Annotated in this window: 10 protein-coding genes and 2 riboswitches; of the genes, 6 read left to right on the forward strand and 4 right to left on the reverse strand. The window is 71.5% G+C overall.

The window, feature by feature from the left end; genetic code table 11:
• Nucleotides 1-110 precede the first annotated feature (110 nt).
• Genes gcvP through gcvT form a run of 3 tightly spaced genes read right to left on the reverse strand, consistent with a single transcriptional unit; the run spans nucleotide 111 to nucleotide 4,557 of the window.
• On the reverse strand, nucleotides 111-3,050 hold the full coding sequence (gene gcvP / locus ACWIDW_RS13075; RefSeq protein ID WP_454125752.1) for an aminomethyl-transferring glycine dehydrogenase: 2,940 nt from the start codon (nucleotides 3,048-3,050) through the stop codon (nucleotides 111-113).
• Between the two features lie 2 nt (nucleotides 3,051-3,052).
• The gene (gene gcvH / locus ACWIDW_RS13080; RefSeq protein ID WP_454125753.1) at nucleotides 3,053-3,430 is read right to left on the reverse strand and encodes a glycine cleavage system protein GcvH; all 378 of its coding nucleotides are present in this window, start codon (nucleotides 3,428-3,430) and stop codon (nucleotides 3,053-3,055) included.
• On the reverse strand, nucleotides 3,427-4,557 hold the full coding sequence (gene gcvT / locus ACWIDW_RS13085) for a glycine cleavage system aminomethyltransferase GcvT (RefSeq protein WP_454125754.1): 1,131 nt from the start codon (nucleotides 4,555-4,557) through the stop codon (nucleotides 3,427-3,429). Before gcvT ends, gcvH begins: the two co-directional genes overlap by 4 nt.
• Before the next feature lie 53 nt (nucleotides 4,558-4,610).
• A riboswitch (glycine riboswitch) is annotated at nucleotides 4,611-4,718 on the reverse strand.
• Nucleotide 4,719: 1 nt separating this feature from the next.
• Nucleotides 4,720-4,813, reverse strand: a riboswitch (glycine riboswitch).
• 50 nt (nucleotides 4,814-4,863) lie between these two features.
• On the opposite strand from gcvT, the gene ACWIDW_RS13090 reads away from it, so the two are divergent.
• From ACWIDW_RS13090 to ACWIDW_RS13110, 5 genes are all read left to right on the forward strand, one after another.
• Complete coding sequence (locus ACWIDW_RS13090; protein WP_454125755.1) at nucleotides 4,864-5,529, forward strand: NUDIX hydrolase; 666 nt, start codon at nucleotides 4,864-4,866, stop codon at nucleotides 5,527-5,529.
• Nucleotides 5,530-5,635: 106 nt separating this feature from the next.
• Entirely contained in the window at nucleotides 5,636-6,934 is a 1,299-nt protein-coding gene (nadA, locus tag ACWIDW_RS13095) for a quinolinate synthase NadA (protein WP_454125756.1), read from the forward strand.
• On the forward strand, nucleotides 6,931-8,442 hold the full coding sequence (nadB, locus tag ACWIDW_RS13100) for an L-aspartate oxidase (RefSeq protein ID WP_454125757.1): 1,512 nt from the start codon (nucleotides 6,931-6,933) through the stop codon (nucleotides 8,440-8,442). Before nadA ends, nadB begins: the two co-directional genes overlap by 4 nt.
• Nucleotides 8,439-9,290 carry a carboxylating nicotinate-nucleotide diphosphorylase gene (gene nadC, locus ACWIDW_RS13105; RefSeq protein WP_454125758.1) on the forward strand — a complete coding sequence of 284 codons (852 nt, stop codon included), beginning with the start codon at nucleotides 8,439-8,441 and terminating at the stop codon, nucleotides 9,288-9,290. The genes nadB and nadC overlap by 4 nt, the downstream gene beginning before the upstream one ends.
• Before the next feature lies 1 nt (nucleotide 9,291).
• Nucleotides 9,292-10,437, forward strand: coding sequence for a cysteine desulfurase family protein (locus ACWIDW_RS13110; protein ID WP_454125759.1), 1,146 nt, complete (start codon nucleotides 9,292-9,294; stop codon nucleotides 10,435-10,437).
• Nucleotides 10,438-10,479: 42 nt separating this feature from the next.
• Here ACWIDW_RS13110 and ACWIDW_RS13115 read toward each other — a convergent pair whose 3' ends face one another.
• Nucleotides 10,480-11,469 carry a squalene cyclase gene (locus tag ACWIDW_RS13115; RefSeq protein ID WP_454125760.1) on the reverse strand — a complete coding sequence of 330 codons (990 nt, stop codon included), beginning with the start codon at nucleotides 11,467-11,469 and terminating at the stop codon, nucleotides 10,480-10,482.
• A 64-nt stretch (nucleotides 11,470-11,533) separates the two neighbouring features.
• Between ACWIDW_RS13115 and ACWIDW_RS13120 the strand changes: the two genes are divergently transcribed.
• Nucleotides 11,534-12,472, forward strand: coding sequence for a glycosyltransferase family 2 protein (locus tag ACWIDW_RS13120; protein ID WP_454125761.1), 939 nt, complete (start codon nucleotides 11,534-11,536; stop codon nucleotides 12,470-12,472).
• Nucleotides 12,473-12,586 lie beyond the last annotated feature (114 nt).

Consider the following 12,586-nt stretch of genomic DNA (forward strand, 5'->3'; position numbering starts at 1 on the left):
ATCCTAGGTGCCGTCGGGGATGGCGCCAGCACGCCCGAAGAACTGTTATGCACCCTTAACCGAATCACCCCCGCCGCGATTGCGACGGGGGTGATCTCGAGAGGCTGATATCAGGCGAACGCCTCGATGGGCGGGCAGGCGCACACGAGGTTGCGGTCGCCGTAGGCCTGATCGATGCGCCGCACCGGCGGCCAGTACTTCGCAGCGACGAGCGCGCGCACCGGGTATGCGGCCACCTCGCGCGGGTAGGCGTGCTCCCACTCCCCCGCGATGAGCGATGCCGCGGTGTGCGGCGCGTTCACGAGCGGGTTGTCGTCGGCCGGCCAGGTGCCGGCGGCCACGGCATCCGCCTCCGTCTTGATCTGGATCATCGCCTCGATGAAGCGATCGACCTCGGCGAGATCCTCGGACTCGGTCGGCTCGACCATCAGCGTGCCCGCGACGGGGAACGACATCGTCGGCGCGTGGAATCCGTAGTCGATCAGGCGCTTCGCGACGTCGTCGACCGTGATGCCGGTCGCCTCCCGCAGCGGACGCAGGTCGAGGATGCACTCGTGCGCGACCCGGTCGTTCTTGCCGGTGTACAGCACCGGGTAGTGCTCGCGCAGACGGTGGGCGATGTAGTTCGCCGACAGCACCGCCGCCGCGGTGGCGCTGCGCAGGCCCTCGGCCCCCATCATCCGCACATACGCCCACGAGATCGGCAGGACGCCGGCCGACCCGTACGGCGCACCCGAGACCGGGCCGCCGTCGAACACGTAGCCGCCGGCGTGCTCGCTCTTCTGCGCCTGCGGGTGGCCGGGCAGGTAGGGCGCGAGGTGCGCCTTGGCCGCCACCGGGCCGATGCCTGGCCCGCCGCCGCCGTGCGGGATGGCGAAGGTCTTGTGCAGGTTGAGGTGCGACACGTCGCCGCCGAGGTCGCCGAAGCGCGCGTAGCCGAGCAGCGCGTTGAGGTTCGCGCCGTCGACGTACACCTGGCCGCCGGCCTCGTGCACCGCGGAGGTGATGTCGACCACCTGCTGCTCGTACACGCCGTGCGTCGACGGGTAGGTGATCATCAGCGCCGACAGCGCGTCGGAGTGCTGGGCGATCTTCGCGCGCAGGTCGTCGAGGTCGACGTTGCCGAACTCGTCGGTGCCCACGACCACGACCTTCATGCCGGCGAGCACCGCGGACGCGGCGTTGGTGCCGTGTGCCGAGCTCGGGATGAGGCACACGTCGCGGTGCGTGTCGCCGTTGGCGTGGTGGTATCCGCGGATCGCGAGGAGACCTGCCAGCTCACCCTGCGAGCCGGCGTTCGGCTGCAGGGAGACGGCGTCGTACCCGGTGACCTCGGCGAGCCACGCCTCGAGCTGGTCGATCATCGCGAGCGACCCCTCGACGTCCTCCGCCGGGGCGAAGGGGTGCAGCTGGGCGAACTCCGGCCACGTGATGGCCGCCATCTCGGTCGCCGCGTTGAGCTTCATCGTGCACGAGCCGAGCGGGATCATGCCGCGGTCGAGCGCGTAGTCGCGGTCGGCGAGCTGCTTGAGATAGCGCATCATGGCCGTCTCGGAGCGGTGCGAGTGGAACACCGGATGCGTGAGGTACTCGTCGTCGCGCAGCAGCGCCTCGGGCAGCGCGTTCTCGCCTGCCATGAAGCCGAAGACGCGCTCCTCCTTGCCGCCGAAGAGCACCGCGACGCGGTGCAGGTCGGTGAACGTGGTGGTCTCGTCGACCGAGATGCCGACGGTGTCGGCATCCACCCCGCGCAGCAGGATGCCCTGGGCGTGCGCCTTCGTGACGACGGCCTCGGCAGCGCCGGGGACCCGCACGGTGATCGTGTCGAAGAACGCGTCATGCACGATCTCGGCGCCGGCTTCGACGAGCCAGTCGCGCAGCACGGTCGCCTTGCCGGCGACCTCGGCTGCGATCGCACGCAGACCGTCGGGCCCGTGATAAACCGCGTACATCGAGGCCATCACGGCCAGGAGCACCTGCGCGGTGCAGATGTTCGACGTGGCCTTCTCGCGGCGGATGTGCTGCTCGCGCGTCTGCAGCGAGAGGCGGTAGGCCGGGTAGCCGGACGCGTCGACCGAGACGCCGACGAGGCGGCCGGGCAGCTGGCGTTCGAGGCCGGCACGCACCGCCATGTAGCCGGCGTGCGGTCCGCCGAATCCCATCGGCACACCGAAGCGCTGGGTGGTGCCCACGCCGACGTCGGCGCCGAGCGAGCCGGGCGAGCGCAGCAGCGTGAGGGCGAGCAGGTCGGCAGCCGCCACGACGATGCCCTTCGCCAGGTGCGCGGCGTCGATCACGGCGCTCGGGTCCCACACTCGACCCGAGGCACCCGGGTACTGCACGAGCAGGCCGAACAGCTCATCGGGAAGCTGCTCGCCGCCGGCGAGGTCGCGCTCGACGAGCTCGATGCCGACGGCATCCGCCCGGGTGCCCAGCAGCGCCTTGGTCTGCGGAAGCGCGTCGGCGTCGACGACGAACACGTTCGACTTCGACTTCGAGGCGCGTCGTGCCAGCAGCATGCCCTCCGCGACGGCGGTCGACTCGTCGAGCATCGACGCGTTGGCGGTCGAGAGCCCGGTGAGGTCGGCGACCATCGTCTGGAAGTTGATCAGCGCCTCCAGGCGCCCCTGCGAGATCTCGGGCTGGTACGGCGTGTAGGCCGTGTACCAGGACGGGTTCTCGAGCACGTTGCGCTGGATGACCGACGGCGTGAGCGTGCCGTAGTAGCCCAGGCCGATCATCGGACGGTTCACGGTGTTGCGGCTCGCGAGGGCGCGCAGCTCGGCGAGAGCCTCGGCCTCGCTGGCCGCAGCCGGGATGATGCTCTGCTGGGTCCCTGCGCCCTCCTGGGTCCCAGAGCCCACCTGGGTCCCTGAGCCTGCCGAAGGGCCGGTGAAGATGGATGCAGGCACGGCCTGGCGCATGAGCGTCTCGATCGGCTCGTCGACACCCGGATCGAGCGGAGTGGAGGGGTCGATGCCGAGGGTGCGGAGCATGTGCTGCTGCGCCTCCGCGGTGACCCCGATGTGGCGATCGGCGAATGAGGTCACTCTCACGCCTCCGTGTGCGCCACGTAGGCGTCGCGGTCGAGCAGACCGTCGAGGGCGCCCTCGGCGACCTCGACCTTGATCAGCCACGCGTCACCGAAGGGCGCGGAGTTCAGCAGCGCGGGGTCGTCGACGACGGCGTCGTTGATCTCGACGACCGTGCCGGTGACGGGCGCGTAGAGCTCGGAGACCGACTTGGTCGACTCCGCCTCGCCGAACACGTCGCCGCGGGTCAGCTCGGCGCCGACCTCGGGCAGCTCGACGAACACGATGTCGCCGAGCGCGTCAGCGGCGAAGTCGGTGATCCCGATCGTCGCCGTGGCGCCGTCGAGGGCGACCCACTCGTGCTCTTCGCTGTACTTGAGGGTGGTGAGATCGGTCATTTCTTCCTCCGGTAGAAAGGCAGGGCGGTGCGGCTGGCGGGGATCTTCGTCCCCCGGACATCGAGGAACAGGTCGGTTCCGTCTTCGGCGTACGACGGGTCGACGAAGGCCATCGCGATCGGGTGGCCGAGTGTGGGGCTGAGGGCGCCGCTGGTGATCTCGCCGACGACGGTGCCGTCGTCGAGCACGACGGGGTATCCCGCCCGTCCGGCGCGACGTCCCTCGGCCGTCAGGCCGATCAGGGTGCGACCGGCCTGCGCGCCGGCTCCCGCAGCGCCGGCGGCGAGGGCGTCCTTGCCGACGAAGCGCTCCTTGTCGGCGACGACCACGCGACCGAGGCCGGCCTGAGCCGGCACGGTCTCGCGGGTCAGCTCGTGACCGTAGAGCGGCATCCCCGCCTCGAGGCGCAGCGTGTCGCGGGCCGCGAGACCGGCGGGCACGAGACCGTGGTCGGCGCCGGCGGCGAGCACGGCATCCCACAGGGCGGCGGCGTCGCCGGCATCCACCAGCAGCTCGAAGCCGTCCTCGCCGGTGTAGCCGGTGCGCGCGAGCAGCAGCGGCTTGCCGGCGAAGGTCGCGCTCGCCCACGAGTAGTACTTCTGCTCGTCCCACGGCACGCTGAGCTCGTCGATGCCGTCGATCGCGGCGACGATCTCCGCGGACTTGGGTCCCTGCACGGCGATGAGACCGTAGTCGTCCGAGACGTCCTCGAGGGCGACGTCGCCGTCGACCTGGCCGACGCGGGCGACGAGTGCCTCGCGCACGGCATCCCGATTGCCGGCGTTGGAGATGATCAGGAAGTCGTCGTCCTGCAGGCGATAGACGATGACGTCGTCGATGATGCCGCCGTCCTCGCCGAGCAGCAGCGAGTACTTCGCCTTGCCGACGCTCATGGCCGACAGCCGTCCGGCGAGGGCGTAGTCGAGATAGGCGGCGGCAGCGGCGCCTCGCACCGTGAACTCGGCCATGTGCGAGATGTCGAACACACCGGCGGCCTCGCGCACCGCACGGTGCTCGGCGAGGTCGGACGTGTAGCGGACGGGCATCTGCCAGCCGCCGAAGTCGGTGAAGGAGGCGCCGAGCGCCTCATGGCGTTCGCGCAGCGGGGTGTAGCGGGGTTCGGTCATGGAGTTCTCCCGGTCAGGATCGGGCAGGACGACGTCGTCGGCATCCGTGGAACTCCCCCTCTGTCATCGGGCCTGAGAGCTTCACCTCCGCGACCGGCTGGAAGAGCAGGTCGCGAGGCTTTCACCGTCGGCGGATGCGTGAGCATCGCTTTTCAGAGCGGCCGGACCTGGGCGGTATGGGTACCTGAGAGATTGGCGGGGAGGCTTGCTCCTTCGGTGCCCGATCGCGTTCATCGGGCTCTCCCGCACGGGTCATGCGGCCTGTGTTCGATTAGGCCTCCCAGCATACCGTCTAGGCTCGTCGATGTGAGTGGCACGACCGGCGACAGGGACACGATCGGCGTCGCCGTGTCGACGGTGATCTTCTCGCTGCGCAGCGCCGACGAGGGCGAGCGGCTCATGCTGCCGCTCGTGCGCCGCACGCGCGAGCCGCATCTCGGCTGGTGGGCGCTGCCGGGAGGCTGGCTGGATCCGGCGGAGGATCTGGATGCCGCGGCATCCCGCACCCTCGCCGAGACCACCGCCCTGCAGCCGAGCTACCTCGAGCAGCTGTACACCTTCGGCGACGTGGCGCGCTCCCCCTCGCGGACCATCTCGATCGTGTACTGGGCGCTGCTGCGCTCCGACCTCGTCGACGCGCAGCGTGCGCAGGCGGGGGCACCCGAGAACGTCGAGTGGTTCGATGTCGACGCGCTGCCGACGCTCGCCTTCGACCACAACCGCATCGCCGAGTACGCGCTGTGGCGGCTGCGCAACAAGGTCGCCTACAGCCGCATCGCCGCAGGCCTGCTGCCCGACGAGTTCACGCTCACCGAGCTGCGCGAGGTGTACGAGGCCGTGCTCGGCCAGCGGCTCGATCCGTCGAACTTCCGCCGCCTGCTCGAGGGGTCGGACGAGCTCGTGCCCACCGAGTCGTTCCGCACCGGCAAGCACCGGCCCGCGCGCCTGTACCGCTACGTCGCGCACGCCTGACCACGGCCGCGCGAGCGACGCGCCGACATCCGATTGCACTTCAGGTCGGATCGACCTAATCTGATCGCGGACAGTAAATGTCATAGCGACCAGAAGGCGATCCCGCATGTCTCCCCTCCGCACCATCGACCCGTCCGTCGACCACGCCCTGCAGGCGATCGTCACCGGCGCCTCGCTCGATCCGACGTGCAGCACCGATCTCGCCGCCGGCCCGTGGGACTTCGACTCCCGGCCCGGGTACGGCCCGGGATCCTCGATGGGCGACGTCATCCCGGTCGGAGCCCCGCGCCAGGGCGAGCTGCCCGCCGCCTACCGGGAGGCCGGCGAGGACGAGCTCGAGGCGCGCATCCGCGCGGCCAAACAGGCCCTCGGCGATCGCGTCGTCGTGCTCGGCCACTTCTACCAGCGTGAGGAGGTCGTGCGGCACGCCGACTACGTGGGCGACTCGTTTCAGCTCGCGAACGCCGCTCTCGAGCATCCGGATGCCGAGGCGATCGTCTTCTGCGGCGTGCACTTCATGGCCGAGACCGCCGACCTGCTCTCCGGCCCCGACCAGTCGGTGATCCTGCCGAACCTCGCCGCCGGGTGCTCGATGGCCGACATGGCCGACATCGATCAGGTCGAGGATTGCTGGGAGCAGCTCGCCGACGTGCTCGGGCCGCTCGATCAGCCGGATGCCGATGGGCTGCTGCCCGTGATCCCGGTGACGTACATGAACTCCTCCGCGGCCATCAAGGGCTTCGTCGGCCGGCACGGCGGGATCGTGTGCACGTCGTCGAACGCCGCGACGGTGCTGGAGTGGGCGTTCGCCCGCGGCCGTCGCGTGCTCTTCTTCCCCGATCAGCACCTCGGACGCAACACCGCCAAGGCGATGGGGGTGCCGCTCGCCCGCATGCCGATGTGGAATCCGCGCCGACCGCTCGGCGGGTCCGATGCCGACGAGCTGCGCGACGGCCGGGTGATCCTCTGGCACGGCTTCTGCTCGGTGCATCGCCGGTTCACCGTCGACCAGATCGAGCAGGCGCGCGCCGAGCACCCCGGTGTACGGGTCATCGTGCACCCGGAATGCCCGGTCGAGGTCGTCGACGCCGCGGATGAGGCGGGCTCGACCGACTACATCCGCAGGGCGATCGCCGCAGCCGCGGAGCCCACGACTTTCGCGATCGGCACCGAGATCAACCTCGTCCGACGCCTGGCCGCGCAGCATCCGCAGCACGAGATCTTCTGCCTCGATCCGGTCGTGTGCCCGTGCTCGACCATGTACCGCATCCACCCCGGCTACCTCGCCTGGGTGCTGGAAGAGCTCGTCGCCGGCCGCGTGCAGAACCGCATCCGCGTCGCTGACGACGTCGCGCGGCCCGCCAGGGTCGCGCTCGAGCGCATGCTGGCGGCGCGACCCCGATGAACGTGATCGTCGTCGGCGGCGGCATCGCGGGACTCACGACCGCGTTGCGGGCCGACGCGCTCGGTCACCGGGTGAGCCTGCTCGTCAAGGGCACGCTCGGCGACGGCTGCACCCCGCACGCACAGGGCGGTATCGCCGGCGCGTACGGGGCGGGCGACTCCCCCGCGCTGCACGCTCTCGACACGCTGCAGGCCGGCGACGGTCACGGCGACGCTCTCGCCATCACCGCGCTGGTCGACGGGGCGCAGGCCGCGATCGCGGGGCTGATCGACGTCGGTGTCGCCTTCGACCGTGCCCCCGACGGCGGCATCGCCCGCGGACTCGAAGCCGCGCACAGCCGGCCGCGCATCGCGCACGCCGGTGGCGACGCGACCGGGGCCGCCATCTCGGCGGCGCTGGTCGGACGGTTGCGGGCGTCATCGGTGCAGGTGCGCGAGCGGGTTGCGGTCACAGACCTGCTGACCGGCGGGGGCCGGGTGATCGGCATCCGCTCGATCGACGGCACGGAACTCGAGGCGGATGCCGTCGTGCTCGCCACCGGCGGTGCCGGCCAGCTGTACGCCCACACGACCAACCCCGGCGGCACCACCGGCGACGGCGTCGCCCTGGCGCTGCGCGCGGGTGCAGCGGTGTCAGACCTGGAGTTCGTGCAGTTCCACCCGACGGTGCTGGCGGGAGAGCAGCCCTTCCTCATCTCGGAGGCGGTGCGCGGTGCGGGTGCGGTGCTGCGGGATGCCGCCGGACGCCGGTTCATGCTCGACGAGCATCCGGATGCCGAGCTCGCCCCGCGCGACGTGGTCGCCAGGGCGGTGGCGCGGCGGGCCGCCGAGCAGGGCGCACCCGTGGTGCTGGATGCCACGGCACTCGGTGCGGCCGTGCTCGCCGACCGCTTTCCCACGATCGACACAGAGCTGCGCGGTCGCGGGATCGACTGGTCGCGGCATCCCGTGCCGGTGACGCCGGCAGCGCACTACCTGATGGGCGGCATCGCGACCGACGTCGACGGACGCGCCTCTCTGCCCGGGCTGTGGGCGGTGGGCGAGACGGCACGCACGGGGGTGCACGGTGCGAACCGGCTGGCGTCGAACTCGCTGCTCGAGGGTGCGGTGTTCGGCGCCCGCGCGGCCGACTCGCTCGCCCGCACCGCACGCCCGACATGGGCCCCTGAGCCTGCCGAAGGGCCGGCCGAGACCCAGGACGCCGCCCACCGTCGCGACGAGTCGGTAGGCTCGCCGGCCCGTCCGCCGTTCTCGCGAGCCGCACTGCAGCGGCTGATGTGGGACCAGGTGGGGCTGATCCGCACCCGGCCGGGGATGCGGGATGCCCTCGCCCAGCTGCACGCCTGGTCGGAACCGACACCGACGTCACCGGCTGCGCACGAGGACGCGAACCTGCTCATCGTGGCGCGCGCGGTGGCATCCGCAGCTCTCGCCCGCACCGACTCGCTTGGCGCGCACTCCCTGCTACCGCCCGTCCTGCCCTCGCCCGCCCTGATCGGAGCCGCATGATCACGCCTGCCACCCTGCGACGCACGGTGTCCGCCGCCCTCGAAGAAGACGCACCGTGGGGCGATCTGACCAGCACCGCCCTGCTGCCTGCGTCGGCGCACGCGAGCGCCGATCTCGTCGCCCGCGAGCCGGGGGTGTTCAGCGGCGGCGAGGTGTTCGCCGCGGCCTTCACCCTCACCGACCCGGGCGTGCAGGTCGACATGCACGTCGCCGACGGCGACCGCTTCGAGACCGGCGACGCTCTCGCGTCGGTCAGCGGACCCGCGCGCAGCCTGCTGACCGCCGAGCGCGTCGCGCTGAACTTCACGCAGCGGATGAGCGGCACCGCGACCCTCACCGCCGCCTACGTCGACGCGGTCGCCGGGACGGGCGTGCGCATCGCCGACACGCGCAAGACGACACCCGGGCTGCGTGAGTTCGAACGGCACGCGGTCGTCTCGGGCGGCGGAAGCAATCACCGCCGCTCGCTGTCCGACGCCGTGATGGCGAAGGACAACCACCTCGCCGTGCTCCGCCAGGGCGGCCAGGATCTCGGCGCCGCGCTGCGCGAGGCGCTCGGTCGCCTGCCGCACACCACGCACGTGGTCGTGGAGGTCGACCGGCTCGATCAGATCCCCGCCGTGCTCGACGGCGGCGCCCACACGGTGCTGCTCGACAACTTCACCCTCGCCGATCTGCGCGCCGGCGTCGCCCTGATCGCCGGCCGGGCCGTCGCCGAGGCGTCGGGTGGCGTGGCTCTCGACACAGTGCGCTCCATCGCCGAGACCGGTGTGCAGGTGATCTCGGTGGGCGCGCTCACGCACTCGGCCCGAGCCCTCGACCTCGGGCTCGATCTGCGGATCGACTGACGTGCTCTATCTCGATCACGCCGCCACCTCGCCCGTGCGGCCCGAGGTGCTCGAAGCGATGCATCCGTTTCTCACCGGCGTGTACGGCAACCCGTCGAGTCACCACACGGTCGGCGAGGCGGCCTCCGAGGCACTGGTGTGGGCCCGGGGGCGCGTGGCGACGGCGCTGGGCATGCGGGCGTCGGAGGTGATCTTCACCTCGGGAGGCACCGAGGCGAACAACCTCGCGGTGAAGGGCATCGTGCTCGGTGCACCGCGGGAGGGTGCGTGGCGGCGCGGGCTGATCAGCACCCCGATCGAGCACGAGTCGATCCTGGGCTCCGCCGAGTATCTGCACCGCCTGCACGATGTCGAGGTCACGCTGCTGCCGGTCGACGGCCACGGTGCGCTCTCGGTCGACGACCTGCGCACCGCGCTGAAGCACACCGACGCGGCTCTGGTGAGCGTCGGTCACGCGAACAACGAGATCGGCACCGTGCAGGACATCACCGGGCTGATCGCGGTCGCGCGTGAGCACGGGGTGCCCGTTCATGTCGACGCGGTGCAGTCGGCCGGATGGCTCGACCTGCGCGCGCTCGGGGCCGATGCGGTCTCCATCGCGGGTCACAAGCTCGGCACGCCGAAGGGCATCGGTGCGCTCGGTGTGCGCTCACGCGTGCCCCTGGAGCCGCTGCTGCACGGCGGCGGGCAGGAGCGCGGGCGTCGCAGCGGAACCGAGAACGTGGCCGGAGCCGTCGGCCTCGCCGCCGCCCTCGACCTCGCCGAGGCCGAGCGGGCGCAGAACGCCTCCGCGGTGGCCACGCAGACCGCGGCCTTCATCGCCGCGGTGCGGGATGCCGTGCCACGGGCCACTCTGACCGGCTCCGCCGACCGCCGGCTGCCGAACCTTGCGAGCTTCACCTTCGCCGGCACCAGCGGTGAGGCCGTGCTGCTGGAGCTGGAGCGTCGCGGCGTCGTCTCGTCGAGCGGGTCGGCCTGCGCCGCCGGCAGCGACGAGCCCTCACACGTGCTGCTGGCGATCGGCATCCCGGCCGAGGTCGCGCAGACCTCGGTGCGCTTCACATTCGGGCGCACTCCGCTGCCCGAGGGCTCGGCTCACCAGCTCGCGACGCTCGTCGCCGACGCCGTCGCCGCGGTGTGCCGGTGATCCGACCGCGCGGTGCCGCGACTCACCGCGGAACGCCCGCGCTCATGACGGCGAGCGCCCGGCATCCCACCAGTCGAGAACGCGGGTGCCGATCAGCGTGAGCCATTTCGACGGCTCGCCCGGAGGCGCGTCGATCTCGACCCACACCGCTCCCCCGTGGGCATCGCCCTGCAGCCAGGTGCCGTCGGGTCGACGCGCGGCGCGCACCGCGGCGATCGCATCCGCCATCCGCGGATCCGGCGCCGTGCCCTCCAGCAGGGATGCCTGCCGGAAGTGATCCAGCGCCGCCAGCGCACTGAACCGCCATCGACTGGGCGCGATGAGATCCGTCACCCAGGGGCCGACGATCTCGCCGGTCGACAGACGCCGTATGAGGCGCCGTTCGAGCAGGTACTCCTCGCCTCCGATGCGCGCGTGTCGCAGCGACCGATCGCCGGTGATGCGCTCGTAGGCGAGCATCTCGACGACCGCGTTGAGCGTCGAGTGGAACGACGACCGCGTCGACCGGCCCTCCTCCGCTTCGCAGTTCCAGCCGCCGTCGGCGAGCCGGTGCTGCGGAAACCACGCTGCGATGCCCGACACGTCCGCTCCGAGCCACGCCCCGGTGGCGAGGGTGAACCCGTTGATGCAGACGTCGATCTCCCCGCCCCAGTAGGGCAGGTCGTCGTACTCCCAGCGACTGCTCGCGGCGATCTTCTCCGCGGTGCCTGCCAGGGGCGCGGCATCCATGCCGAGATCGCGCAGATCCTTCAGCGCCCAGGTCGTCGCGATCCACGGCTGCTGACCCGGCTGCCGCTCGATCACTCCTTCGCCCGAGAAGTGCGCTGCCGGAAAGTACGCTCCGCCCGCCCACTGGCCGTCGGCGTCCTGCCTGGCGAGGATCGCCGCACCGAAGCCCTCTGTCGCGATGCGCGCCCGGGTCGCCTGCCACACCTCCTCCGGCTCACCGAGCAGGTCGCGCTGCACCTGCCAGCGCACTGCCGGGTCGGAGTCGAGCAGCCAGTCGACGGTGGCCTTCGGCAGCGAAGTCATGCGCGGCAGGCTACGCCTCCCCGGCGACATCCGGCACTGTCGCGTGAACCGTAGACTCGGCGTCGTGACCCCGCTCGTGACGATGATCGTGCCAGGACGCGACGTCGCCGCCTTCGCCCCCGCCGCGCTCGCCTCGCTGCAGGCGCAGAGCGAGACCCGCTGGCACGCCCTGCTGGTCGACGACGGCTCGCACGACGACACGGGTGCCGTGTTCGCCGCTGCCGCCGCCCGCGACGCTCGTTTCCGGGTGCTCCGGCACGACGAGTCCCGAGGGCTCGGCGCCGCCCGCAACGTCGCTCTCGACCTCGTCGACACGCCGTTCGTCGGCTTCCTCGACGCCGACGACGAGCTGGCGCCGCGCGCGATCGAGACCTGGCTCGCCACGCTCGACGAATCCGGAAGCGACTTCGTGGCCGCCGCGTACGTGCGCTCCCGGCTCGTCGACGGCGGGTACCGTCCCGGCCGCGTGCAGCCGTGGGTCGCGGCCGCGACCTCGCCCCGCAGTCTCGGCACGACGCTCGCCGAGCGTCCCGACGCTTCGGGCAACATCGTCGCGTGGTCGAAGCTCAGCCGTGCTGGCCTCTGGGAGCGGCTGCGCTTTCCCGAGAACGTCGCCTACGAGGATCAGGTCGTCGCGCAGCGGATGTACACCGAGGCCCGCGCGTTCGACGTCATCCCCGACGTGGCGGTGCACTGGCGAGTGCGCGGCGACGGCTCGTCGATCACGCAGGGCAAGGGCCGGCTCCCCGTGCTGCACGACTACCTCGCCGCTCTTCTCGGCGGCATCGACGTGCTCACCGCGGCAGGTCAGAGCGGTGCGGTGCGCTCGCGCATCGCGCTGATCCTCTCGATGGACCTGCCGTCGCTGCGCACGATCGCGGCCGAGCATCCGGATCCCGCCTACCGGGCCGCGGTCGACGCGTTCGAGGCGGCACTGCGCGCACTGCCCGAGTACGACGACGTCGAGCTCGATGCGACGCTGACAGAGGCGCTGGCATGGTGAACGTCGACGCGCTCTTCTCCCTGCGCGGGCTCACCGCGGTCGTCACCGGCGGGTCGTCGCGCTAGATCGCCGGACAGTCCCTCTTCGTCGACGGCAGCCTGTCGGTGCACTGAG

The organism is Microbacterium sp. NPDC055312 (assembly GCF_053645675.1).